The organism is Peptococcaceae bacterium, from assembly GCA_024655825.1.
GTDB lineage: Bacteria > Bacillota > Peptococcia > DRI-13 > PHAD01 > JANLFJ01.
The window spans coordinates 1-24,378 of sequence record JANLFJ010000004.1 but is presented as its reverse complement, the minus strand read 5'-3'; the positions used below and the strand labels follow the sequence as shown (position 1 = coordinate 24,378).

Annotated in this window: 22 protein-coding genes; 16 read left to right on the top strand and 6 right to left on the bottom strand. The window is 48.8% G+C overall.

Annotation, left to right across the window (positions count from 1 at the left end; translation table 11 throughout):
• The first annotated feature begins 129 nt into the window (after positions 1-129).
• The 4 genes from NUV48_02520 (at position 130) to NUV48_02505 (ending at position 4,526) form a co-directional block, all read left to right on the top strand.
• Positions 130-861, top strand: a complete 732-nt coding sequence (locus NUV48_02520) for an FCD domain-containing protein (GenBank protein MCR4441015.1) — start codon at positions 130-132, stop codon at positions 859-861.
• Positions 862-933: 72 nt separating this feature from the next.
• On the top strand, positions 934-1,173 hold the full coding sequence (locus NUV48_02515) for a hypothetical protein (protein MCR4441014.1): 240 nt from the start codon (positions 934-936) through the stop codon (positions 1,171-1,173).
• Positions 1,166-2,980, top strand: a complete 1,815-nt coding sequence (locus NUV48_02510; GenBank protein ID MCR4441013.1) for a cobalamin-dependent protein — start codon at positions 1,166-1,168, stop codon at positions 2,978-2,980. Before NUV48_02515 ends, NUV48_02510 begins: the two co-directional genes overlap by 8 nt.
• Positions 2,981-3,059: 79 nt before the next feature.
• The gene (locus tag NUV48_02505) at positions 3,060-4,526 is read left to right on the top strand and encodes a PLP-dependent transferase (protein MCR4441012.1); all 1,467 of its coding nucleotides are present in this window, start codon (positions 3,060-3,062) and stop codon (positions 4,524-4,526) included.
• 7 nt (positions 4,527-4,533) lie between these two features.
• Here the strand turns inward: NUV48_02505 and NUV48_02500 are convergent, their stop codons facing one another.
• The 3 genes from NUV48_02500 to NUV48_02490 all read right to left on the bottom strand — a co-directional run bounded on the left by NUV48_02500 (position 4,534) and on the right by NUV48_02490 (position 6,582).
• The gene (locus tag NUV48_02500) at positions 4,534-5,538 is read right to left on the bottom strand and encodes a sodium:calcium antiporter (protein MCR4441011.1); all 1,005 of its coding nucleotides are present in this window, start codon (positions 5,536-5,538) and stop codon (positions 4,534-4,536) included.
• A 285-nt stretch (positions 5,539-5,823) separates the two neighbouring features.
• Positions 5,824-6,024, bottom strand: a complete 201-nt coding sequence (locus tag NUV48_02495) for a desulfoferrodoxin family protein (GenBank protein ID MCR4441010.1) — start codon at positions 6,022-6,024, stop codon at positions 5,824-5,826.
• A gap of 21 nt (positions 6,025-6,045) precedes the next feature.
• Positions 6,046-6,582, bottom strand: coding sequence for a rubrerythrin family protein (locus tag NUV48_02490; protein MCR4441009.1), 537 nt, complete (start codon positions 6,580-6,582; stop codon positions 6,046-6,048).
• Positions 6,583-6,836: 254 nt separating this feature from the next.
• Here NUV48_02490 and NUV48_02485 point away from each other — a divergent pair, with 254 nt between their 5' ends.
• From NUV48_02485 to NUV48_02430, 12 genes are all read left to right on the top strand, one after another.
• Positions 6,837-8,528 (top strand): glycosyl hydrolase family 18 protein, encoded by a 1,692-nt coding sequence (locus NUV48_02485; GenBank protein MCR4441008.1) that lies wholly within the window; start codon positions 6,837-6,839, stop codon positions 8,526-8,528.
• A gap of 84 nt (positions 8,529-8,612) precedes the next feature.
• Entirely contained in the window at positions 8,613-10,310 is a 1,698-nt protein-coding gene (locus NUV48_02480) for a glycosyl hydrolase family 18 protein (protein MCR4441007.1), read from the top strand.
• Positions 10,311-10,315: 5 nt separating this feature from the next.
• Positions 10,316-12,121 (top strand): sigma 54-interacting transcriptional regulator, encoded by a 1,806-nt coding sequence (locus NUV48_02475; GenBank protein ID MCR4441006.1) that lies wholly within the window; start codon positions 10,316-10,318, stop codon positions 12,119-12,121.
• Between the two features lie 238 nt (positions 12,122-12,359).
• Positions 12,360-12,623: a hypothetical protein gene (locus tag NUV48_02470; protein MCR4441005.1), complete on the top strand. Its 264-nt coding sequence runs from the start codon at positions 12,360-12,362 to the stop codon at positions 12,621-12,623.
• Positions 12,624-12,626: 3 nt separating this feature from the next.
• On the top strand, positions 12,627-13,982 hold the full coding sequence (locus tag NUV48_02465; GenBank protein MCR4441004.1) for a tripartite tricarboxylate transporter permease: 1,356 nt from the start codon (positions 12,627-12,629) through the stop codon (positions 13,980-13,982).
• A 38-nt stretch (positions 13,983-14,020) separates the two neighbouring features.
• Entirely contained in the window at positions 14,021-15,283 is a 1,263-nt protein-coding gene (locus NUV48_02460; GenBank protein MCR4441003.1) for a hydroxymethylglutaryl-CoA reductase, degradative, read from the top strand.
• Between the two features lie 20 nt (positions 15,284-15,303).
• Positions 15,304-16,332, top strand: a complete 1,029-nt coding sequence (locus NUV48_02455; protein ID MCR4441002.1) for a hydroxymethylglutaryl-CoA lyase — start codon at positions 15,304-15,306, stop codon at positions 16,330-16,332.
• Between the two features lie 214 nt (positions 16,333-16,546).
• On the top strand, positions 16,547-17,956 hold the full coding sequence (locus NUV48_02450) for an RtcB family protein (protein ID MCR4441001.1): 1,410 nt from the start codon (positions 16,547-16,549) through the stop codon (positions 17,954-17,956).
• Between the two features lie 65 nt (positions 17,957-18,021).
• The gene (locus NUV48_02445; GenBank protein ID MCR4441000.1) at positions 18,022-18,210 is read left to right on the top strand and encodes a ferredoxin; all 189 of its coding nucleotides are present in this window, start codon (positions 18,022-18,024) and stop codon (positions 18,208-18,210) included.
• A gap of 106 nt (positions 18,211-18,316) precedes the next feature.
• The gene (locus NUV48_02440; protein ID MCR4440999.1) at positions 18,317-18,835 is read left to right on the top strand and encodes a transcription repressor NadR; all 519 of its coding nucleotides are present in this window, start codon (positions 18,317-18,319) and stop codon (positions 18,833-18,835) included.
• 139 nt (positions 18,836-18,974) lie between these two features.
• Positions 18,975-19,577: an adaptor protein MecA gene (locus NUV48_02435; protein MCR4440998.1), complete on the top strand. Its 603-nt coding sequence runs from the start codon at positions 18,975-18,977 to the stop codon at positions 19,575-19,577.
• Between the two features lie 168 nt (positions 19,578-19,745).
• Complete coding sequence (locus tag NUV48_02430) at positions 19,746-20,951, top strand: DUF401 family protein (GenBank protein ID MCR4440997.1); 1,206 nt, start codon at positions 19,746-19,748, stop codon at positions 20,949-20,951.
• Positions 20,952-21,070: 119 nt separating this feature from the next.
• On the opposite strand, the gene NUV48_02425 is transcribed toward NUV48_02430, so the two are convergent.
• From NUV48_02425 to NUV48_02415, 3 genes are read right to left on the bottom strand one after another with little or no spacing between them, the layout of a single operon-like run.
• Positions 21,071-21,712 carry a hypothetical protein gene (locus NUV48_02425; protein ID MCR4440996.1) on the bottom strand — a complete coding sequence of 214 codons (642 nt, stop codon included), beginning with the start codon at positions 21,710-21,712 and terminating at the stop codon, positions 21,071-21,073.
• On the bottom strand, positions 21,709-22,566 hold the full coding sequence (locus tag NUV48_02420) for an ABC transporter ATP-binding protein (protein MCR4440995.1): 858 nt from the start codon (positions 22,564-22,566) through the stop codon (positions 21,709-21,711). Before NUV48_02420 ends, NUV48_02425 begins: the two co-directional genes overlap by 4 nt.
• Positions 22,559-24,229: a hypothetical protein gene (locus NUV48_02415; protein ID MCR4440994.1), complete on the bottom strand. Its 1,671-nt coding sequence runs from the start codon at positions 24,227-24,229 to the stop codon at positions 22,559-22,561. Before NUV48_02415 ends, NUV48_02420 begins: the two co-directional genes overlap by 8 nt.
• Positions 24,230-24,378: the final 149 nt, after the last annotated feature.

The following is a 24,378-nucleotide window of genomic DNA, read 5'->3' as shown; positions in this document are numbered from 1 at the left end:
TTTAATTCACTTTAACCGTAAAGATATTTTTTTATGCAAATAAAGGCTGGTATAGCAAACACAAATGAGATAAAATATTTATAGCGAAACAATCCGGCATGACAAACGTATCAGGTTAAGGAGATATTGATGTTAACCGATAAGGAAAGACAGGAATACTTAATTTTGCTCACGGTTCACCAGAGCGAGTCTCCTGTTGGGTCCGGTTACCTGAGCCGAGAATTGAAAAACTACGGCTGGGAGGTCAGCGAAGCTACGGCGGGGCGAATACTGGCCAATTATGACAGCGCAGGTTATACCAGCAAGGTCGGATACCAGGGGAGAGTTTTGTCGCCTGCGGGTCTGAGCAGGCTAAAAGAGCTTGAGGATAAAAAAATGCGAACCGAGCAGGGGTTTGAGTTTTTCAAGGTGCTTGAAACAAAAACCCCGGAAGAGTTAATCGATGTGCTGGTGGCCCGCCGGGCCATCGAGAGGGAAATTGCCCGTCTGGCGGCGGTTAACGCCACAGATGAAGAGATTAAGGAACTGTGGTATATCCAGCGCTTGCAAAAGGAAAGAGTGGCGCATGCCAAGGGCGGTGCCGCCGAGCAAGACATCGCCTTTCACCGCATCCTGGCCAAGGCTTCGCGCAACAAGGTCCTGGAGGGGGCCATGAACCTGATCAGGCAGGATGCCCAGTTGACGCCGGTATTGGAATATATCAGAAAAGAAGTACACAGCGTGGTGTCGCTCGACCACGCCAACATCGCCCGGGCGATTGAGCTGCATGACTCCGAGCTTGCGGAAAAGGCGATGATCAACCATATCGAGAACCTGATCCGGGACGTCAAAAAGTATTGGAACAGGGTTAACAACAACTGAAGCCGTTGTGTCACATAATTTTTTTTGATGATGTCTGCTCATCATTGATGAGGTAGAAGGGAGAGAGAAACGATGGAAGACCACTACAGGAAAATATTGGACGCGGTAGATGTGGAAACCTTTTTCGTCTGCCAGGATGAGAATGAGGGTAAAGCCCTGGCTTTAAAGCTCCTGGAGAGTTTCGGCCTGAAAGATGCCGACATCGTTTTCATTCAGCACCAGGGACCAGGGGCCAGGGTGCGGGCGAGGGGCTATTTCTTCAGGCCCGGCGACCATTACGGCTGGCTGGAAAGGGGTGGGGAAAATGGATAAAAACAGGCCGGTGCTGCTTGCTCCCCTGGACCCAGTCCACGACATAGGATTGAAGATCATGAAGCGGGCCCTGGACGAAGCGGGGTATAAAACAATCCTGCTGCCGCCTGATTACCAGGCGGAAGAAGTCATCAAGGCGGCGCTGGACAATGATGTTTCCGCTGTCCTGGTCAGCCGCACCCTGGGATACGGGGTGGCGGAGCTGCTTTCCAGGTTTGTCGACCTGGCCGAAGCTGCAGGGTTGCGGGACAAGGTAAAACTGGCCATCGGCGGGATGAGCATACGCCCCGAACTGGCCCAGGAACTTGGCTATGACGCGGGGTTCGGGCCGGGAACAACCCCGGAAGAAGTCATCGCCTTCCTGGAAGGCAGGGAATACGTGCCTGAATTGGGCGGCGCCAGCAAGCAAAAGGCCGACCTGACAGCGGGCTTTGGTTATGGCTATCGTAACAGGCGGATCGAGGAACTGCTGGATAAAATAGTGGATTCCATAATCGGGTGGTCTCACGGCAAGACCTCGCCAGGCGTCAAAAGAGCCCAGCTTAAAGAAGAGTTATTGAGTCTTCCGGACGGAAGGGACAAGGCCCCCCTATTAAAGCAATACCTGCAGTGGTGCGACCACAAAATAAGGCAGGCCTATGAACAAAAAGAGCTGCCCCCAAAAACCAGGCGGCTGACCGGCGAGGAAGTTGAGCAGCTGGAAAGCTACGTGCAGGCGACGCGCAGGCGGATGAGCGTGCAGGTGCTCCAGCACAGCAGGAAAAAGCCCGTCGTGTTCATTCAGTACGGCACAGGCTGCCCCTTCATGGACGTCGCCCACATCAAAGTGGGCGAGGCATGGGGCGCCGACGGGGTTGTCCATTTTGACCCGTCCTGGGGTGCGCGAACCGAGGGTTTTCTCGAAGGGTACGTTACCCACGAGGAAGACGGTTCAATCATCACTTTTGAAAACCTGAAAAGGATTAAGGCGTCGCTGCGTCGGCACACCTTGTGGCAGGTCAGGGCCCATCGCGGGCTGAATACCCCGGAGACAGTGCTGCTGGCCGGGCACGCCGGGGCGGACCTGACGAAAATAAACATTGCGTACGGTTCGCTGGGCGGCGGTACCGACCCGGCCCGGCTGACCGTCGACGCCATCAGGGCGATCCTTTATGCCGTGCAGTTCAAGCTTCCCTTTGATGTGGTTACCAACGAGGAGCTATGCGGAGTACCTGCCTATAAGGCTTTCGCGGGCATGCTGATTACAGCGCATCTCGGCCGGCGCCTGGGAGGAAAACCCATTCTCCAGCCGCTTTTCTGCTATTCGCCGGAAGTGATGGTTTCCGGCCAGATGGATGATAATTATATTGACTTCAACGCGGCAAAAGTGCTTGCCCTGCGCAGCATCATCGATGCCCCGATCTGGCCGGGCGCTCCGATCGGTTTTCTTACGCACACCGAAGACAGGGTCCAATCGGCGGTGACAACGGCCCTGCATGCCGCCCTGGCGTCGTCGCTTGGAGTGGAAGCCATTTCCATCGCCTCTTCGGACGAAGCTTATTCCGGCGGGCCTATTTCAGCCCAATCAAGGATAGATACGCTCAGGGCCGTGCAGGAAGCGTTTCGCTTCTTTGGCCAGGCCGGGATCAAACCGACCGGGCAGGCCGAGGAATGGGCGAAAAAAATGGTGGGAGACATCCAGGAAGTCCTGGAAAGCGTAGCCGACAAGGGAGATTTTGTCCAATCGCTGTACGACGGCCTGCTGGGCAGTGTCGCCGAAGGGGCATACCCCGGCAGGGGAGGAAGAGGAACCGTGTTTACGGAATAGCACTGGCTTTGAATTGGATGAGCTTAAATTGCTCATCTTAAAAAGAATAAAAATATATTTTAAAAAGGGGTTGTGTAGAATGGCTAAATTCAAATTCAAGCATCAAATGTACAAAAACTTACAGGTTAACATTCCCAATATCTATGCCGAGGCGAAAAAGGCTGCCGAGAAGATTGGGATCCCTGCGGAACTCAAGGGTAAATTCGGTTTGACCGGAGCGATTTCCGGGTGCCCTGCCCCCTTAAGGGAGGACATCATCAAAGCGGGAGAAATCGAGGCGAGGAAAGTTGTGCCCCTGGCGACCTATGTCGAAGAAATCAGGGGAATTGTAAAAGAGGTGTATGGAGACGATTGGGACGCCGCTCCCGTCAATACCTGCGAGGCCGGGCTCTGGATAACTTTTGATACCCTCTTTACCCCGCCGGCTATGGGACGCGGCGACAACTACCGGACGCGTTATATAACTCCATATGAAAAACACCTCCATCACCACGGCGGTTACGGCCGCCCATTTCCGCCCCGTTACAAGGACATCTTCGCCGACAGGGGGTCAACCGCCGGAGAACTCGGTTTCTATGGAAAACGCCAGAATAACCTTGATACCGTAATAGTGCCGCTGGCAGGAGCCAGGTATGACGTCCACGGGATCAAGTACCACCCGGTGCCGCTGCTTTCAAAGGTTGAGCCGGGGGCTTCAAAAGTCCTCCTGGAAGAAGCAGCCGCCAGGAACGCCGCCTTATTAAGCGGGTTTACCAGCCTTGGTTATGAAACTCCCGGCTACGGCTATTCCATAAAGGATAAGGACGGAGTCCCCGTACTCCAGAAGGCAATAGCCGAAATTGCCCATAAGTACAATGTCCCGTATGTCGTCGATAATGCCTGGGGACTTCCTTTCGTGGGGACCAATCCCGTCAAAAACGGCTGCGACGTGATCATCTACAGCATGGATAAGGCTACCGGTTCTCCTCTCTGCGGCCTGATTATCGGCAAGGAAGAGCTGATGGTGCCAATCCGCCGGGCTGTTGGCATGCACGGGGACCGCTACGGCACAACGGCTTCCTATGGGAAAGCCGCTTATGTGACCAATGACCCGGGGAAAGAAGCGCTTGTCGGGGCCCTGGCGGCGCTTCGTGTTCTCAAAGACAAGCCGGAAGTCCTCACCAAGCCGGTTGACGACCTTTACGATATAGTGGTCGAGGAATTTGCCGGCATCGAGCCCCAATTCAAAGAAGGCATAATTATCAGCAAATCGTACAATTCCACCGCGGTGGAGATCAATTACGAAGGAACCTGGCAGGACGGGAAAACCGGTATTCCCATTTTCAGCATCGAGGACATGTATTCCGGAACCAATATATTCCAGAGCGGAATGAGCGCTATGGGTGTTATTCCCACTATTGCTTATGATGCCAATATTTATATTTCCACCGGTCTTGCCACAACCGACGAGTACGGCCAGTTGATCCCCGATATTACCCGTATGGCCGTCAAAGCGCTGGTTGCCCTCATTAACATCACCTGCAAGTACGCAGGGGTGCTGGAATAAGGCCTTCTTAATGAAGACCGCCTCCGGAGAAGACCACGGCTGCGAAGAAAATAATGTACAGGGTTCCGACGCCGATAAGTGTCCGTGGTCTGATCCGGTTTTTCAGCCGCAGGTTAAGATATATCGCTGCGGCGGAAGCCAGGGCCAGGGCACCGCTTAACAGGGCGAGCGGTGAGAGTTCCCAGGGGGTCAGAAGAATACCCAGGGCAGGGATAACGGAGCTTTGAAAAACCATGGCCCCGGTGATGTTTCCCAAAGCGAGCGTGTCTTTCCCCTGCCTGACCCAGACGATGCTGTTGAACTTTTCCGGAAGCTCGGTGGCAACGGGAGCGATGATCACAGCCAGCACAAAGGCGGGTACTCCCCAGAGGGTAGAAACCGTGGAGATGGCATTGACGAAGGCGCGGGCTCCAATGATAATAATGGCCAGCGCGGTACCCACCTGCAGCAGGACCCAGAATGAAGACGGGTTAGGTCTTGATTTTCGGAAAATAAGGGGTTCAAGGTCCGCATCGCTGAGCGTTTCTCCAGCCCTGATCGTATGATAGGCATAGACGGCATACGCCAGGACAAGGAAAGCGGCGACAACCAGTTTAATCTTATGGGACGGGAGATAGGCGGCCAGCAGGGCCACGGTATAAACCAGGATGAAAAATGAAAGGTCCCTTCTCATGATGATGGAGTCGCATAACATGAAGGTGCGTTTTTCACCATTGATTCTGTAAAGAGCTGCGGCAGTCCCCGTGACAAACATGGCCAGGGTAGCCAGCATGAAAGGCGCTCCCAGGATGGCTCCTATCCCGATATGGGTGGCGTCTTCTCCTGAGCCGAAAAGAATGGCGATAACCGGGATCGTTGTTTCCGGGAGAGCTGTTCCTACTGCTGCCAGGATGCTGCCGACAGCCCCCTCGCCCAGGTGCAGTTTTTTCCCCAGCCATTCGATACCGTTGGTGAAGATTTCTGCACCGATGAGAATGATTACCAGGCTAAACAGCAAAAGAGCGTAAATCATTTAATTCCTCCCTGTTAATAATTATTGCTGAAAAAGGCCAGCGGCATGTGTAACAAAAAGACCTTTATCTCCTGGTGAGATAAAGGTCTTGCTTTGCCTTATGCCCAAGAATCTCAAATTTCCTAAGCAGTTTGCGCAGGTAAAACCGGGTCTGCCAGACCGTCTTGACGATTTTACCGGCAGGGAAACCTGCCAGCTACTCCCCTTTATGGGTTGTTTTAAGTTTGTTTTAATTATGAAGGTAAACCGGTATTTTGTCAAGACTCGTCCGGCTTAATGTTCCATTTATAGGTCTGTCTTCCACAGGCCGTGAAGGTTGCAGTAGGCGTAAACCTTGGGATTGGGCCTGCCGCAGAAAACCGCTTTCGGCTCGTCTCCCGGCAACAGTGAAATCCTCTCTGTGCCGCTGCCGGTGACGACCGCGATCCATTCGATGTAGTGTTCATCCTTCATCGGATGGGGAAGCGAGCCCACGCCGACATGTATTTTCCCATCCTTTCGCTAGCCCTAATAATTTTCCGCCCTGATTTCAAAAAACGCTTTCGGATGATCGCAGACCGGGCAAACCTCAGGCGCCTTTTCGCCGATATGGATATGCCCGCAGTTTCCGCATTTCCAGGCTTGCTTGCTTTCCCTTTCAAAAACCCTGTTCCCTTTTATATTCTGTAACAGCTTCAAATACCGCTCTTCATGCTCTTTTTCAATTTCCGCCACTTTTTCAAAAAGGAACGCGATCCTGTCAAAACCTTCTTCTTTTGCGGTTTTAGCAAAACCGGCATACATGTCTGTCCATTCGTAATTCTCCCCTGCGGCAGCGTCCTTCAGGTTTTCCTCCGTGGATGCGATACCGTCATGCAGGAGTTTAAACCAGATCTTTGCGTGTTCCTTTTCGTTGTTTGCCGTTTCCTCAAAGAAGTCGGCGATCTGGTTGAACCCCTCTTTTCTGGCCTTGGAGGCGAAATAGGTGTACTTGTTTCTGGCCTGGGATTCCCCGGCGAAAGCCGCCAGCAAATTAGCCTCAGTCCTGGAACCTTTCAGGTTCATGCTGTTATCCTCCTTTTGAGTAAGATTTTAATTTTTGCTTCTTAACATAATAACTGCTAGGCGTGCCGAAATGCTATAAATAGAAATCGTTACTAATAAGATATAACATAACTGTTACCATGTCAAGGTTATATTCTATTTCAATCCAAAGGTTAGTACAAAATCAAAAGCAGGGGGGGTACATGAGTGTGATATAATTATCATAATATTATTTTATTGGATTTTTTCGACGTGGGATGACGGGAGAATGGCTTATGACCGCTGCGCCTTTGAGAACAAGGGAAAAGAAACAAAAGAAAGGACTGGGCATAATCCTTTTGGTTATTCCTGTGCTGGCTGTTATGTGTGCGGCGGGTTTTTTCGGTTTCCGGGTTTTTTATCAAAGCGAGTCTTGGGGTGTTTACGACCAGCCCAGGATTTACTATATGGGCTGTGCTGCCGCATCAAGGCCTTTTTACCGGGAGGGGCAGCTTTATTTGCCCTTCCCTTTCATCAAAGAAAATATCGATCCTTCGGCCTGGTGGGACCTGAAAAGCCGGTTTTTGGTTGTGACAGGACCAGAAAGCGTCTATCATTTTTTCCCGGGAAGCAGTGAAGGTCTGCATAATTTAAATAGTGTTGCCCTGGATTATCCTGTTGTTCAGGAAGATGAAATTGTTTATCTCCCTGCCTGGCTGGTCGAAAAACTGTATCCAGTCGAGATAACGGAGCATAGAGAAAAAAATTTTATCACCATAAACAGCGCGCATAAACCGGTTCAGCTGGCGAGAATAACGAAAAGCGGCAGTCTTAAAAACGAACCGCGTTTTTTTTCACCCGGGCAAGGGCAGGTCCTGGAAGGTGAGGATGTTACCGTTTGGAAGGAAGAAAAGGGCTGGTTTCTGGTGGAAGCAAATGATGGAAAGATCGGCTATATACAAAAAGAAAGGGTGGAATTGACGGAAATTAAAAAGAATCCGGTCCCTGATGAAGATGTTTACCAGCCGTGGAGCCCGCTGGGGCAGCCGCTCCTTGTCACCTGGGAATTTGTAAATAAAAAGGCGGCTCTTCCCCAGAAGGCTGAGAACATCAGCGGAATAAACGTTTTTGCGCCCATCTGGTTTTCCCTCGGAGAGGGCGGCGTTATTCACAGCAAAGCCAGCAAGAAATACGTGGAGTGGGCGCACGCCAAGGGCCGCCAGGTTTGGGGAGTGTTCACCAACAACTGCGAAATTGACCTGACCCATTCTTTTCTTTCCGACTCAAAGTTGAGATTGGAAGCTGTCAAGCAGCTTGTTGATTCTGCCCGGGAATATGAACTTGACGGGATTGACGTTGATTTTGAGTACATGTACCTGGAGGACAAAGCGGCTTATGTACAGTTCATCAGGGAACTGGTGCCGCTTATGCACGAATTGGGCCGCACGGTCACAGTGGATGTAATATTTCATTCCAACAGCGAGAACTGGTCAAGGTGTTACGACCACCGAGCCCTGGCGGAGAGCGCCGATTACCTGATTGTTATGGCCTACGACCAGCACACCGTACTGGCTGGTCCGGTGGCTTCTCTGCCCTGGGTGGAAAGGGGCGTCGTCAGGATGCTGGAGGATGTTCCCCACGACAAGCTATTGCTGGGGGTGCCCCTTTATACAAGGCTGTGGCAGGAGGAACCGGACGGGAGCGGCAAAACAAAGACGACACGCCAGACCCTCACCATTGAACAGGCCCAAAAATGGGTGGCCGCGTATAAACCGGAGGTACAAGAAGACGAGGATTCAGGCCAGCATTATGTCGAGGTCAGGCAGGGGGAGACTGTATTCCGCATGTGGCTTGAAGATACTTATTCGCTGCAAAAAAGGGTGGAACTGGCAAAGAAATACAGGCTGGCCGGAATATCCGCCTGGCGCAGGGATATAGCAAAGGACGAAGTCTGGCCGCTGCTGGGCGGTCTTCTCGACAGGCGATGATAAAACGCTTTTCCATTAATTTTTACAAGCCCTAACTTAAAATTATTGTTATGATTAAGAAAAGATTGCAGGGAGAGCAGCAGCATGAGCACAGCGCCCCAGGTTCCGGCAGCAAAGTTTAAAATTCTCCGGTTTCCCAAACGGGTGGTTTTACTGCTTTTACTGGCCGCAGTGATTGCCCTGGCAGTATATTTTGCGCCCGGCTGGTTCAGGACGCCTTTGAACACAACAGACCGCTGGCAAATATATTACATGGGCGATCCGGCTGAGCAGGCCGGTTATTTCCAGGAAGAAGAACTGTATTTGCCGTTTGATTTTGTTAAGGAGAAGCTTGATCCCGACATCCGGTGGGACGAAAAAAACAAGGTGGTAATAATCACCACCGGCAAGCATGTGTTTCATTTTCCCCTGGGCAGCAAAGAAGGTCTTTTGAACCTCGAGCCATACTCTTTTACCTATCCGGTTGTCCAGAAAGAAGGCGCAGTTTACCTCCCCGCCGACCCTCTGCAAGATTTTTACCGGCTGGAAATAGTACAAGATAAGGAAAACATGGTTGCCCGCATACATAGCCTGGAGCAGCCTGTCCAGCAGGGAAAAATAACGGCCAGGGGGAAACTGCGCCAAAAGCCGTCCGTGAGGTCGCCCTGGACGGCGGAAGTCGCCGCGGATGAAGAGGTTATAATTCTCAGGGAAAAGAGCGGCTGGTACTGGGTAGAAACGGCCGGCGGGAAGATGGGTTACCTTGATGAAAAGAAAGTTGAACTGGCCGGCATAAAAACAGCACAAGTTTCAGAACCGGTTTACCCTCCCTGGAATCCTTTAAAAAGGCCGGTTATTGTCACCTGGGAATATGCCGGCCTGAAAACGGCGAGCCCGGGGGAAATAGGCGCGCTGGACGGCGTGCAGGCGGTTTCGCCGACCTGGTTTCACCTCCAAAACGACGGGCTTGTCGTCAACCGGGCAGACAAAAAATACGTGCGCTGGGCCCACGACACGGGCCGCCAGGTCTGGGGCCTTTTTGACAACGGGTTCGATCCCGAGGTGACACACGCTTTTTTAAATGATGTCTCATTAAGGACCAGGGCAATAAAGCAGCTTTTGAGTTACGTGGACCTTTACGAACTGGACGGCATAAATTTGGACTTTGAAAACATATATCTTCAGGACAGGGAGGCCTATGTCCAGTTTGTCCGTGAGCTGGCCCCCCTTCTCCATGAAAAAGAACGCATGCTCACGGTTGATGTCACCTTTCATTCCCCAAGCGAAAACTGGTCCAGGTGTTATGATCGGTCGGGGCTGGCCCAAGCGGCTGATTACCTGCTGGTGATGGGCTATGATGAACACGGTGCCGGCAGTCCAACCGCCGGTCCGGTGGCTTCTCTGCCCTGGGTGGAAAGGGGCCTGGAACGGATGCTCGAAGAAGTTCCGGCGGACAAGCTTATCCTGGGAGTTCCTTTTTACACCAGGCTCTGGACCGAAGAGACGGATGAAAGCGGTACGAAGAAGCTGACTTCCAGGACCCTGTCCATGGAACAGGCGGAAGAATGGATCGCCGAAAACAAGGTCGAAATCAAAACTGACGGGAGCGCGGGCCAGCACTATGTGGAGCTTAAAAAGGGAAATACGTTCCATTGCATGTGGCTGGAAGACGACTTTTCGCTGGCTAAGCGGATTGAACTCATGAAGAAATACCGGCTGGCAGGACTGGCTGCCTGGCGGCGTGGTTTTGAAAAACAGGAAATTTGGCCCTTGCTGGGGGAACTTGTCAGGAAGGCGTGGTAAGGGTTATGATAGATTTGGCAAGCAGTATTTTTGCCTTGCCGCATGGGGAGTTGATTTGCGTGTTTTTTCCGCTGAACCAGGCGTTAAGAAAAAACAGCAGTATTGGAGAGGCGTTCAGTTTATTCGGCCGGACCGGGTATTACACTTTGCCTGTGCTTGATGCCGAGGATAAACTGATCGGCGTGGTCAATATCAAGGATATTTTTTCACAACAAAACCCCGGCCAGCCTGTTGCCCCGTTCATTTCCCGGGATTTTTTAAGTTTTCAAAGACCTGTCTCCGACCTGGACCTGATCCAGGCATACCAGGAAAGCAAACGGTTATTCACCGAAGTATTCATTACTGATTTCAACGGCAACCTGGTGGATATTGTCAGCATGCTTTCTTTTCTTAAAACAAAAATTGCCGGGAATGAGATAACAACCGAAGAGCAGTTCTTGAAACAGATCCTGCGTCCCACTTCCCTGGCCAAATGCATTCTCGACGACCTCCATGACGGGGTGGTCATCGTAGACAAAAACAGCCGCATTCTTTATGCCAACAGGGCTTACGGCATAATACTGGGCGTTGATGTCAATAAAGTGATTAACAACTATCTAACAAAAATCGAACCCGAGGCCAGGATTCTGAATATTTTGGCTTCCGGCGAGCCTTTCGTGGGCAAGATTATCAAAGTAAAAAGCCTTAATATCGTCATACTGGCTAATATTACGCCGATTAAGTTCAGGGGTGAAGTGGTGGGCGCCATCTCGGTTTTTTCCGATGTGACCAAAATAACAAATGTTGCGGCGGAGCTGGAAAGAATAAATATCGTTAACCAGCTGTTGACCCAGGAAATGGGAGACAGGCGTTCGCTCCCGGACTCGTTTGAGGCTATTGTCGGCACCAGTAAAAAGCTTTTCAGGCAGCTGGAATTCGCCGTAAAAGTCTCCTCCATCGATTCGCCCGTCTTAATCCTGGGCGAAAGCGGCACGGGCAAAGAACTGCTGGCCAGGGCAATTCATTTTGCCAGCCCCCGCAAAGAAGGCCCGTTCATTTCGCTGAATTGTGCGGCAATCCCTGAAAACCTGCTGGAGAGCGAGCTTTTCGGATATGAAGAGGGTGCCTTTTCCGGGGCCAAGAAAGGAGGTAAAGCCGGCAAGCTGGAACAGGCGCATGGAGGAACCCTTTTTCTCGATGAGATAGGCGACATGCCCTTGCCGATGCAGACCAAACTGTTAAGGTTCTTGCAGGAAAAAGAGTTTGAAAGAGTGGGGGGCGTAAATCCCATCAAGGTTGATATAAGGGTGATTTCCGCAACCAATAAAAACATCGGTGAGATGGTTGAACAAAGGATTTTTCGGGAAGACCTCTATTACAGGATTAACGTTTTTACCATCAAGTTGCCGCCGTTGAGGGAAAGGAAAATTGACATACTGGCTTTACTTGAGAGCTACAAACAGCATTATGAAAACAAGTATAAAAAGCATGTGAATTTTTCTCCCGATTGCCTGCGCTTCTTATTGAATTACCATTGGCCCGGAAACGTAAGGGAACTAAAAAATGTTGTTGAGCACGCGGTCATTATGGGCAACGGACTTGTTACGGCCGATAATTTGCCCGGGTACATAAAGGAGTCCGGTACGTCCAGGGTACCGGCAGCTGTGGATAGTAAAGAAGAAAATTCGCTTGGCAGCAAATTGAAGGACCTGGAAAAAAGAACGATCCTGGATGCCCTGGAGCAAAGCAATTACAATAAGACCCAGGCGATTAAAATACTGGGGATAAGCCGGAGGACATTTTATAAGAAATTGAAGGAACTGGGAATATAAGAGGTGTATATGGTGTATACCATGTAAACAAAAAACTAAACAAAGCCTGCTTTCCTTAAACGACGTGATGGTAATGGTTTGCCGGGTGCCGGGCCGTTCTCAGGTGTATACTTAGTATACACCCATTTTTTTCAAACCTAGCAAAAAGCGCACCAGTACTTTTTCGCCAATTTGGCATAATATTTGCAAATATTTATTACCGGCATGAAAACAAAGAAGATGAAAGGAGGGATTACAAATGTCGGCTCTACCGGGACAAAAACCCGCTGCTGTTGCCAGGGAGGGACAGGTGCTGGCTGAGGTATGGGAAGACGTGGTGGATGTCAAGGAACTCCTGCTGTCGCTTCTCATCAGCGCCATCGGCGCTCTGGGCGGCTACATCGCCGCGCCGAACACTCCCCCATACCCTCTCGTTTGCGGGCTTGCCGGGTCGGTTATTGCCTTTGTCGTATGCGCTGTTTTGTTTAAACCCAAAAGAAACCTGATTGATGAGGAGGTGTAAGACATGGATTTCATGGTTATTATCCAGATGATTGTTGCCGCTGTCGTCGCGGCCGTTCTGTACACAATCATCGGTGTGGCTCCCGGCACCGATGAGACCGCGGTTTTGGCGCCTATCACCCTGGCCATAGTTTTGCTGGGAGTACATCCGGCTGTTATCCTTTGTTTCTTTATCTCGGCGATTGTTGCCAAGAAATTGACCGACTCCATACCCGTAGCGGTGGCGGGGATTCCGGGAGGCGTTATGGCCGCTCCTATGGTGGAACATGCCGTTGTCTTGAAAGCGCACGGCAGGCCAGACCTCAGCATGAGGAAGATGGCCTCCGGTTCGGTAATCGGGACACTGGTGGCTGTTCCGGTCAGCCTTTTTTTGGCCAGCGCGCTGGTGCCCCTCGCGCCCGTAATCAAAGTCTATGCCAACCAGCTCTTCTTGTTCGGCGCCGTTTTCCTTGCTTTAATGGCGAGGGAAAAAGTCGTATCCCTCTTGAGCATCATTCCCTTTGCCCTGCTGATCCAGGGACTGCGGCACCTTTACTGGGGGATTGAAGCGGTGCCCAAGACAACGACCGTCTTTGTGTCCTTTTTCCTTGGCATTACCATCGGGCCGATGATTGTAAACATCCTGGAGCTGTTTGTCAGCAGCAAAAGAAAAGATTTGCTGCGTCATTCTTACAAAGAAATAACCATGCGTGAAGACGCGAAGGTGAAAGGTTTTCCCAATCCGTTTAAAATACTGGACAAAAAAGAAATCGCCAGTTCAACCCTGGGCAGCCTGATCGGTTGTGTGACCTTCTTTATGAGCCCTGTGGGAATGACCATCTTCTTGGGGGAAACGCTGGCCAGCCGGATCAAAGACCCCATTCAGAAAGCGGCAAGGGCCATATCCACAATGGACGCGCTTACCAACGCCACGTATGTGTCGGGAACCTTGATTCCCTTGATCGCGCTGGGCGTGCCGCTCAGCCCGATGGCCATCGGGCCGGCCAATGCCCTCTTTAACGCCCCGCCCAGGTTTACGCTGGACAAGAATTTGCACCATGTCATGAGCACGGGGGACTATATCCTGCCGGTCATTCTCGGCGCCGCAGTAGCCCTGGCAATCACTTATCCTGTTACTATCAAGTATTCAACCAAAATATGCAAATTCGTCTTCCGGCTTATTTCCCATGAAGCCCTCCTGGGGATGTTCTTCGGTTTGGTGGTTATGCTCGCGTACATGGAAGCCGGTTTTATCAACATCTGGGGTGTTATGCTGGTTGCCCTGGTGGCCGGCACCATTAACAGGTGGGGCGTTAATTACGGCGTGCAGTTTATGACTCTTTACTGCGCAGCCTACCTGTCAAAGCTGATTGTCTTTTAACCGCACATTTTAGCAGTACAGCAAAGGGGGATGAAACTTTGGGGAAAACGTCCATTATTTCCGGTTTTTACAAGCTGAGCAGGAAAGAAAGAATCGACATTTTGAAGGATTTTGCTGGTCTGGACGAGGCAGATGTGGCCCTGTTGAAAAGCGCCGAGCCGCTGCCCATGGAAAGGGCGGAAAAAATGGTGGAAAATGTTGTCGGGAAAATGGAGATTCCCCTGGGTTTGGCCGCCAATTTTCTGATCAACGGGAGGGAATACTTTATTCCCATGGCGATTGAAGAGCCTTCGGTTATCGCCGCAGCTAGCCATGCCGCCAAGCTGACGATCAGCAGGGGCGGAATCACCGCAAGCAACACCGGGCCGGTCATGATTGCCCAGATTCAAACGGTGCATGTGCCGGATCCTTTTGCCGCCAGGATGGCCATTTATGAAAATAAAGAAGAAATTATAGCCAGGGCAAACGAACAGGATCCGGTGCTGGTTAAACTGGGCGGCGGAGTCAGGGACATCGAGGTGCGCGTTTTCGATACGATAAAGGGGCCGATGGTTGTAACCCACCTGATTGTGGATACCCGCGATGCTATGGGGGCCAACGCCGTAAACACGATGGCCGAAGCGCTGGCGCCGCTTATTGAACGGATTACCGGGGGAAAAGTATACTTGCGCATCCTTTCCAACCTGGCCGTAAAACGGCTCGTCAGGGCAAAGTGCGTGGTGGCTAAGGAAGAACTGGGAGGAGACGAAGTGGTTGAAGGCATTGTCCAGGCCTATGCTTTCGCCGAAGCCGATCCGTTCCGGGCCGCTACTCATAATAAGGGCATCATGAACGGAATATCCGCCGTAGTTTTGGCCACCGGCAACGATACCAGGGCGATAGAGGCCGGGTGTCATGCTTATGCAGCCCGGAACGGCCGCTATACCTCCCTGTCGACATGGGAAAGAAACAGGCAGGGAGACCTCGTGGGCACCCTGGAAGCGCCTTTGGCTGTCGGCCTGGTCGGCGGTGCTACGGCTACACATCCTATGGCCAGACTGGCTGTGAAAATCCTTGGGGTGAAGACAGCGGTTGAGCTGGGAGAGATTATCGGTGCCGTCGGCCTAGTTCAAAACCTTGCAGCCTTGCGAGTACTGGCGACCGAAGGGGTCCAGCGCGGGCACATGGCTTTGCATGCCAGGAACATTGCCATCAATGCGGGGGCGACAGGCGAGTTGATCGACCAAGTCGCCGAGATAATGGTGAAGGAAGGCAAGGTAAAAATGGATCGGGCTCTAGAAATCCTTAAAGAAATAACATAGAAGATGTGGGGTGTGGGTGGATGATAAAACTACCGGAACAAATTGAAATATGCGACGTAACGATCAGAGACGGCTTTCAAAACCTTGATATCTTTATTCCTACCGAAGCCAAGCTTTATTTAATCGAAGAACTGTCTTTAGCAGGCTTCAAAAAAATTGAAATAACTTCTTTATCCAACCCCAAAAGGATTCCCCAGTTTCGCGACGCGGAGGAAATCCTGAAACAGGTTGAGCGCCGGCCCGATGTCACCTACCAGGTGGTAACCATGAACGAAGTGGCGGTAAGACGCGCCATTGCCTTGAAAGAGAAGGGGTTTGGGCCGGACAAAGTGGTGGTGATGATTTCCACCAGCCAGAGCCACAACCTGGTTAACGCGGGAGAAAAACATGCCGATCACTGGCCAAAAATAAAGCAGTGGATCAGGATGGTTAAAGAAAGCGGCATGATTTTCTGCGGGTGCATAGGGACCATTTTCGGCTGTCCCATCGAGGGCCCGGTTCCTCTGGTGCGGGCTTGGGAATTTGCGGAAAGGTTTTTTGAAATGGGCGTTGATGAGATAGAATACGGGGATACTACGGGAGAAGGCACACCGGATAGAGTTTTCCAGTTTTACCAGGAAATAATAAGAAGATTACCTGATGTTAAACGCCATATTGCCCATTTCCATGAATCCAGGGGCTGGGCCCTGGCTAACTGCGTAGCAGCTTTGCAGGCCGGTATTGCCAGGTTTGAAGCTTCCATGGGCGGCCTGGGCGGCCAGCCGGCCAGCATGGTGGACAGGGTGCCGGTGATAGGGACGGGGGAATCGTATACCCCCAGCGATTTAACAGGCAATGTCAGGGCGGAAGACCTGGTCGTTCTGCTGGATGAAATGGGGATCAGGACGGGGATCGATATTGACCGTTACCTGGAAATAGGACGGCTGCTGGAGAAAATTGTAGGCAGAAAACTCCGTTCCTGGACCACTTCAAGCGGTCGTATTCCCAAAAGCCCCACACCCTATTTGGAGAAAGTAAAAAAGCGTTTCGCCCATGTGCTGAACGAATAGTCTTGCTGCTGGAAAAGATTTATATAATCTTTTGTTAAACAGGCTGCCGGTGTATTTAAAACTGGCAGCTTTTGTTGTGGATATTTGAGCCATAGTTCATGTACAGCTTTATATTAGGCATAACCCAGGAGGAAAAGGAAGGGAAAGCCCGGTATTTTAATTGTCGGATTTAAGGTAAAATGTAAAGTATAAATACCAGACAGGAGGTGAGGATATGCAGTTGGAATACCTGGGTAAAAACTTGTACAGGGTGCCAAAGCTTCAGGATATGAAAGTGGATGCCTGTATTTATTTGAACAAGGAACTGCTTCCCTACCTGGAAGACGAGGCTGTCAGGCAGCTCCAGGATGCGGCTTCTCTTCCCGGCGTTTACCGGGCGGTCATTGGGATGCCCGACATACATACGGGGTTTGGGCTCCCCATCGGGGGTATCCTGGCCACGAGGGCAGACGGCGGGGTTATCTCGGCCGGGGCCGTGGGAATGGACATCAACTGCGGTGTCAGGCTTTTAAGAAGCGACATCGAACGACAAGCCGTAAACAGGCGCGACCTGGGAGCGCTTCTAGAGGAAATAGAACGCCGCATCCCGGCGGGGGTGGGTAAGAAAAGCAGGCATTCAGGCTTGAAAGTGGAAGATGTGCTTACCGGGGGCGCTCCCTTTTTGATAAAGAAAGGCTACGGATTCTCAGGAGACTGCGAATGCTGCGAGGAAGGCGGCTGCCTGGCGGGAGCGGACCACGGAAAGGTGGGCAAAAAGGCGCTGGACAGGGCGGAGCAGCTTTCCACCCTTGGAGGAGGCAATCATTTTTTAGAGATAGTCTATGTGGCGGAAATATATGAACAGGATACGGCCCGCTTTTTCGGCCTGATGGAAGACAGGATTGCCGTGCTTATCCACACGGGGAGCCGCGGGCTGGGACACCAGGTTTGCACCGATTATACGGAGATTATGTTCAAAGCGGCGCCGAAGTACGGTCTTAGGCTGCCGGGCAAGGGCCTCGCCGCCGTTCCCATCGATTCGCCGGAGGGGCGCGATTACTATGCCGCGATGGCCTCCGCCACCAATTTTGCCTTTGCCAACCGGCAGCTTATCACTTACGATGTAAGGGAAGCGTTTGCCAGTGTGCTGGGAGGCAGGGTGAAGGAACTTGGGCTTGAGCTGGTTTACGATGTCTGCCATAATATCGCCAAGTTCGAGGAACAGGACGGCAGAAAAATACTGGTTCACCGGAAAGGGGCTGTGCGCTCCCTTCCGGCAGGGCACCCGGGGCTTTTTGGCCGTTTTGCCGTCACAGGCAATCCCGTCCTTATACCGGGAAGCATGGGAAACCCCTCTTACGTGGTGGTGGGAACAGAGAACGTCCGCGAAACCTTCTATTCTCTCAATCACGGGGCGGGAAGGACCCTTTCCCGCACGGCCGCCAGGAAAAAGATTTCTGCGGATGAACTGAAAAAAGACCTGGGAGAAACCCTGGTCAACGTTCATAAGCTTTCTCGTATCATCGACGAGGCGCCCGCCGCTTACAAAAATGTGCATGAGGTAATCGACACCCTCGCGGCGGCGGGGCTTAGCCGTAAAGTGGCCCAGTTAAAGCCCCTGGCAGTGATTAAGGGTGAAGATTGACTGGTATAAAACCGTTGATGATCGGAAATCTTAGAAAGGTAAATATTGTAAAGGGGGGATATATTATGAAAGTAAGAGTTGACCCTGAGACGTGCATTGCGTGTGGGGCCTGTATAAGCCTGGCTCCTGAAGTTTACGACTGGGATGAAAACGGTAAGGCCAAGGCGATAGCGGAAGAAGTTCCAGAGGACCAGGAAAACATAGCCAGCGAAGCCCTGGGAAGCTGCCCTACGGAAGCGATTAAGGAAGTATAAAGAGTTATAAAGGCTCTGCTGTTAAGGCAGGGTCTTTTGTAATACTGATTCTTGCTATTTTAATAAATGATTGGGTATAATCAAAATAAAAAGCCGGGTGATGCCAGTGGACGCGGAGGAAAGACGAGAAAGATTGCTTTGGCTTCTCCGTGAAAGGGAAAAACCGGTCTCCGGTGGTAATTTGGCAGAACTCTTAGGTGTGAGCCGGCAGGTGGTCGTACACGACATAGCAATACTCAGAGCCAAGGGAGAAGATATTATGGCCACTCCGCAAGGGTATGTGCTTTTTACCGGTATGAAGCGAAAACCCTGCAAGGTCTTTGCCGTGCGGCATACTCCCGAAGAGATCGAGGATGAGCTGAAAACCATAATCATTTACGGAGGGAAAGTACTGGATGTGATAGTGGAGCATCCGCTTTACGGTGAATTGAGGGGAATGTTAATGCTTGCTTCGCTGGCCGACCTGCAGGAATTTATGACCAAATATCGTTCTTATGAAGCTAAACCCCTTTCCGCTCTGACCGGGGGAGTCCATCTTCATTCCGTGGAAGCGGATAACGAACAGCGGTTATTAACGATTGAAGAAGAATTACGAAAAAAGAATTATTTGCTGGATGAGGCTTGAGCAAACCCTTTATTTATCTATCGTGGAAATGATTGAATACGGTGTAATTGGGTTCAGCGCACTTGACAAAGTCCAATGATAAAATATAATAATGTTACATTGAGACCTCCAATTCAAGAAACAAAGGGGGGGTGGGCCGGTGAAAATAAGAAAGATTAACGATGACAAGGTCCAGATCATTATCACCAACCAGGATTTGGAGGAAAGAGATTTTAAGAAGTGGGAGCTAATGCCTATAAGCCCCAAAGCCCAGGAACTCTTCCAGGATATTCTTGATATGGCCTATGAGGAATGCGGTTTCGAAATCGAGGAGGATTCCCAGTTGATGGTGGAGGCTTATCCCTTGTCTATAGACAGTTTTGTGGTCGTTATGACAAAAGTGAGGGCCAGTTACGGGAACGACCATATAAGCTTTTTCCTGCCGAACCAGCAGGGTTGTGAAGAAGATGAAGAATCGCCCGAAAGGGGAACGAGCCAGGTCTGGGTTTTTTCCGACCTCGAAGCATGCAGTCAGGCCTGTTCAAGAATTGAGCCCGATTATATTGAAGCCAGCTCGCTTTACAAGCTTGAAGGGCAGTATTATTTGACCCTCTCTATACTTCCTAAAACCCAGCCGTCAGTAACGGCCATTTTGGGAGAATACAGTGAATGGGTCCCCTATGATGAAGCCTTTCTCAAGGAATACGGGCTCCTCTTGATAGCCAGGGATGCGGTGGCCAATATGGCCAGTATAGTCAGGTAGGTTTTATCAGGAGACCCGGCGTGCGGTATTTGTGCCGCACGTTATTTTATGGCAGAGCTGACGCATGGACATAAAAATGCGTGAAGGAAATTATCTTGGTAAAACACCAAAGATGTAGTAAAATATTTTTATCGTTGTTAAAATTAATGCAAAAAAGAAGGCTTTTTCATGCTCATCCTAGCGTTTGCACTTTCGTTCTTTTTAATACTATACCTAGCGAAAAAAGGAATCAATTTAGGTTTTGCCACCGCCGGCAGCGGGATGTTGTTGGCTCTTTTAACAGGTTTATCTATTCCTGATACCGTCAGGGTTTTTTTGTTGGCCCTGGTGGAAAGAGACACGGTGGAACTGGCACTCGATGTTTTCCTGATTATTGTTTTAAGTAAACTGATGCAGGAATACGGCATCTTGGACAAAATGGTGGAAAGCCTGGAGCGGCTGTTTGGCAGTCCCAAGGCTCTTCTTTATGTCATACCGTGCCTGTTGTCAGCGTTTTCGGCTGTTGGAGCCGCAATCATTGCTGCTCCCGTTATTGACAGGCTGGGTGACGAAGTGGGACTCGACAAGGCCAGAAAAGCCGCCATAAATCTCTATCTCAGGCATGCCTGGTATTTTGTTCTTCCCATTTCGGTGAGCCTGTTAAATGCGGCTTATGTATCCGGGGTACCCCTAGTTGAATTGATTAAAGCGCAGGTCCCAACCGCCTTGGCCTGCCTGGTTGCCGGCTACCTGGTTTATTTCAGGCCGATTAAGGGGGAACAACACAATTACGCCCAAAAGGACCGGAGTATAAAAACAATAATGAAGACAATCCAATATATGGCGCCTCTCCTTATTTCCGTTGTTCTGGTTATCTGGATCCCTTTTTATGTCGCGCTTTTGGCCGCCTGCGTCTTAACCTATCTGTTACGGGAGAATGAGCGTAGGCTTTACGACATCCTGATAAAAGGACAGGGAAAAAGCTATAACCTTATTTATGCCGTGGCCGGGATCATGGTATTTAAAAGATTTATCGAAAACATTCCGGAGATTGAAACGCTTCTCCAATCGGTAACCAACCTGGGAATTCCCTTGTGGATAATTGCCGTCATATCATCGCTTGTTTTGGCCTTTATTTCCGGAAGCACCAACATTGTCACGGCTATGCTTTATCCCCTGCTTTTACCCTTAGTCCCCCCTGACCAGCTCCTGGCCATGACGATGCTCATATATGTAACCGGGTTTGCTTTTTACTACATATCGCCCCTTCACCTGTGCCAGGTGTTGACGAACGAGTATTTCGGCGTTTCGCTGGGGGATCTGTACCGCGAGTATGTCATCACTGTTCCGGTAATGCTTCTGGCAGGGGTGATTACCTATTTCGTCATCCGGTAGGAAAAATAATACCTGATTAAAGTTCTATTCAAGATTGAAATAATATTTTCGTTTTCCGCGCTATACGCGCTATATTTATTTGCATGTCCGTATATTGCGCAGCATCCTGGAATGTTCATTTAATTGTATCTTTGGAATTTGCTGAAAACAATCTGAGCCCATATCCATAGCATTGCTCCAAGTAATAAGTTGTATCCGGACGAGGGCCATAATTCGGATATTTTAAGAAGCCTATCATTAAATAAAAAAACATTGATCATTGGAAATAGTGCTCCTCTGGTAAGTATTTGCATACTTGAATAAATAATGATCAAAACCAGTGACCAACCGGCGTTTGATGTCATAGTCATAGCCCAAAAGCCTAAGCCTGCAAAAAAGAAAGCTTCAGATCCGAGTTGCACGGTCAGGGGGAAGAAAATACTTGCAATGCATATCCGGTCTATCAATAACAACATTACAATCATTAAAAGAACATAGAAAATGAAAAAAAAAGCAACTCTTAGAATTCCCACTTGCCATCGGCTTAGAGGATAACTGAATATTGTTTCGCTTCCTGGTTCTTCTAATATATTTTGAAATATAAAGATACTCCACCAGGCAGCAAAAACAGGGAAAGTTAATTCTAGTGCAGGAATGATATGAGTCAAAGCATCTTTCCTAAGATTGCTATACAAAACCAGGAGTAATGTTATTATGAAAGGGACATATGCATTAGCGCCCATAATCTTAAAATCAAAGAATAAATCTAGTTTTCCTTTCATTTTGAGACACACTCCATTAAATAAAGATAACCGTCTTCCAAAGTGGGTGCTGTGGACAAGGCCCCATTAGGCGGCGTATCCGATATGATACGGAGATGATACTTGTCGTTAATGCGTTGGCTGGAAATAATATTCAAATTATTTGATATCTTATAATATTCATCCGTTGATACGGAGATGTTCCAGACCTTACCTCCGGCAATCGCAGATAAAGATTTTAAGTTTCCCTTTGCAATAATCTTGCCTTTATGAAGAATGGCTGCCTGTTCGCAAGTTGCTTCAATATCCTCTACAATATGGGTTGAAATAAGCACAATAGATTCTTTGCTTAAGTAGTGCAGCAATCGTCTAAACCTAATTCGTTCTTCCGGGTCTAAGCCGGCAGTGGGTTCATCCACAATGATAATTTGAGGGTCGCCTAAAATTGCCTGTGCTATACCTACGCGGCGAATCATTCCCCCGGACAGCTCGCCGATCTTCCTATTGCGGTGTTCCAGCAAATTCACTTTTTCAAGTACAGTATAAACCTTTTTTTCCCGGTTGGCATATAGTCCTTTTAATACAGCGATATGTTTTAAGACTTCTTGTACCTTTATATTTTTATACAGGGAAAATTTTTGCGGGAGGTAACCAATCATTCTTCTTACTAAATGGGGCTGCCTCCAGTTAATTTCCCCCATACTAATCTCCCCTGTTGTGGGCTTGATAAGCGTTGTCAAAATGCGCATAAGAGTGGTTTTTCCTGCCCCATTGGGACCTAACAACCCAAACATGCCAGCGTTAATCTCAAGCGAGACATTTGTTAGCGCAGGGAATTTACCATAATGTTTGGATATATTTTCAATTTTAAGCATCCCTATTGATCTCCTTAATTTTAATTATTCTGGTGACATCCTCTAAATTCATAAGTCTGTTTGCGCTTAAATTACTCAACCAATCACAGAAAAACGACTGCAGGAGCTTTTGCTTTGATTTGTTTTCATCAATAAACACTTTAATTTGTTTTATAACGTTTTCTTCATTTTTTAGCCCCAGTTCCTCATAGTTGTCCAGTTCATAATGCAAATTATTATAGATATCTATAATCAATAACAAGATAGATTTGGATTTTTCGTTGTATGCTGAATCATGGTTCATCTCATACCAGTACGCATAACTGGCCATAAAAAAGGCTTTTATTTTTTCGCTTTGTTTAGCCATGTTATTACTCATAGTTAAAGAAGACAATACCGCCGGAACAAGAGCTGTTTTATCATTTAGAAAATCCCCCTCGTTATACATTTGATCTATGCCTACAATCAAATGATCTCCTAAATTCCAGAGATTCAAATGTATCAAACTTGAATCGGGAGGAATTGAAAGAAAGAATACCTTTGAAGGACCATAGGATTTTTGAAGTTCCAAGTCGTCTTTAATGTTTCCGGCAATTGCTTTAATGTTTTCAAGAAAAGTTGGAACTGTCCCAATCATTTTATTAAGGGAGACAGGATAATATACTTTCATTGATCTAATCATCGTTTCTGTGAGCATTCCTGCAGCAATGGTTATCCCGCATGGCATCTCTCCACTCCATAAATTTTCATCCTTTTTCGGCAGGTTGGTAAACAAAGGTTGAGGACCGGAGTACCTAAGGGTATATTTAGTTGAGATTTGAGGATTTAAAGGGTTTCTTATTAAATATGAATTTTCTGCTTTCATTGCTTGGTAAGAACCCGCAATCGGAATCCATGGGAAGTAAGCGGGGAGCATGACTGCTTGTTCGTTGGCATAAAAGTATGGGGAGCTGGTGCCTTCATAAATGAAAACAAGTTCTCGCTGTACATCTTTATCCAAAGCTTTTGGAAATGAAACCAGAACCTGATCCCCATTCTGCTTGTATGATAATTCCGTCTTGAACTCGTCAGTAATGCTTTTTACCCGCAAATCGTGATATAGAGTAAACACAATCTTTTCGGTTTCCCTTAGAGTTTTTATTTTCATAATCACTTTAGCTTTAAGATTGCGGAAAGAGTTTATATTAATCTCATATGATTCAATTATAAATGATCCCTCATCCTGGAATACAGGATGTGTAGAAATAGCGTAATATTTCTTATCATAATTTCTTACCGCATTTTCTTCATATCTTGTTGTTATAACTTGTTCTTCTTTAATAAATGAGTTAAGCAGGGGCAAATTCAATGTTAATAAAATAGTTGAAACAATAACGATTACTTTCGGCGACTTGAGGGTACTTTTTTTAAGAACTGATATTAAAAATAAAACTATAACATTAATCAACCATAATCCTTTCTGTAACCATCTATGGATTTCCAAGGGCAAACCATAAACAGGATCATATGGGGAATTGGGGTCGGTTTGTCCAAGGTTCAAAAAATTAGCAATGGTGTTTAAATCGATTCGCAGTATTCCCATAAGAGGTTTAAAAACAGCTATGTTAAGAGGACCAATAAACAACCAGATTAATATCAACAAAGGATAAATTAATTTTGAACGCATATATAGCCCGGCAAGCATTCCTATAATTCCTGAAACGATAAAAGGGATTCCCCAGTATAAAAGGAGATAAAGAAAAGACTTCTTATAAAATATGGAAGGAACATCGATATACTGTTACTGACGCTTCATAATGTCCTGTAATTGATGTTGTTAGATGTCCGGAATGT

Bases quoted from the DNA above. Each gene is read 5' to 3' on its own strand.
- NUV48_02520 (MCR4441015.1), top strand. From the start codon at position 130: ATGTTAACCGATAAGGAAAGACAGGAATACTTAATTTTGCTCACGGTT.
- NUV48_02515 (MCR4441014.1), top strand. From the start codon at position 934: ATGGAAGACCACTACAGGAAAATATTGGACGCGGTAGATGTGGAAACC.
- NUV48_02510 (MCR4441013.1), top strand. From the start codon at position 1,166: ATGGATAAAAACAGGCCGGTGCTGCTTGCTCCCCTGGACCCAGTCCAC.
- NUV48_02505 (MCR4441012.1), top strand. From the start codon at position 3,060: ATGGCTAAATTCAAATTCAAGCATCAAATGTACAAAAACTTACAGGTT.
- NUV48_02500 (MCR4441011.1), bottom strand. From the start codon at position 5,538: ATGATTTACGCTCTTTTGCTGTTTAGCCTGGTAATCATTCTCATCGGT.
- NUV48_02490 (MCR4441009.1), bottom strand. From the start codon at position 6,582: ATGAACCTGAAAGGTTCCAGGACTGAGGCTAATTTGCTGGCGGCTTTC.
- NUV48_02485 (MCR4441008.1), top strand. From the start codon at position 6,837: ATGACCGCTGCGCCTTTGAGAACAAGGGAAAAGAAACAAAAGAAAGGA.
- NUV48_02480 (MCR4441007.1), top strand. From the start codon at position 8,613: ATGAGCACAGCGCCCCAGGTTCCGGCAGCAAAGTTTAAAATTCTCCGG.
- NUV48_02475 (MCR4441006.1), top strand. From the start codon at position 10,316: ATGATAGATTTGGCAAGCAGTATTTTTGCCTTGCCGCATGGGGAGTTG.
- NUV48_02470 (MCR4441005.1), top strand. From the start codon at position 12,360: ATGTCGGCTCTACCGGGACAAAAACCCGCTGCTGTTGCCAGGGAGGGA.
- NUV48_02465 (MCR4441004.1), top strand. From the start codon at position 12,627: ATGGATTTCATGGTTATTATCCAGATGATTGTTGCCGCTGTCGTCGCG.
- NUV48_02455 (MCR4441002.1), top strand. From the start codon at position 15,304: ATGATAAAACTACCGGAACAAATTGAAATATGCGACGTAACGATCAGA.
- NUV48_02450 (MCR4441001.1), top strand. From the start codon at position 16,547: ATGCAGTTGGAATACCTGGGTAAAAACTTGTACAGGGTGCCAAAGCTT.
- NUV48_02445 (MCR4441000.1), top strand. From the start codon at position 18,022: ATGAAAGTAAGAGTTGACCCTGAGACGTGCATTGCGTGTGGGGCCTGT.
- NUV48_02430 (MCR4440997.1), top strand. From the start codon at position 19,746: ATGCTCATCCTAGCGTTTGCACTTTCGTTCTTTTTAATACTATACCTA.
- NUV48_02425 (MCR4440996.1), bottom strand. From the start codon at position 21,712: ATGAAAGGAAAACTAGATTTATTCTTTGATTTTAAGATTATGGGCGCT.
- NUV48_02420 (MCR4440995.1), bottom strand. From the start codon at position 22,566: ATGCTTAAAATTGAAAATATATCCAAACATTATGGTAAATTCCCTGCG.
- NUV48_02415 (MCR4440994.1), bottom strand. From the start codon at position 24,229: ATGCTTGCCGGGCTATATATGCGTTCAAAATTAATTTATCCTTTGTTG.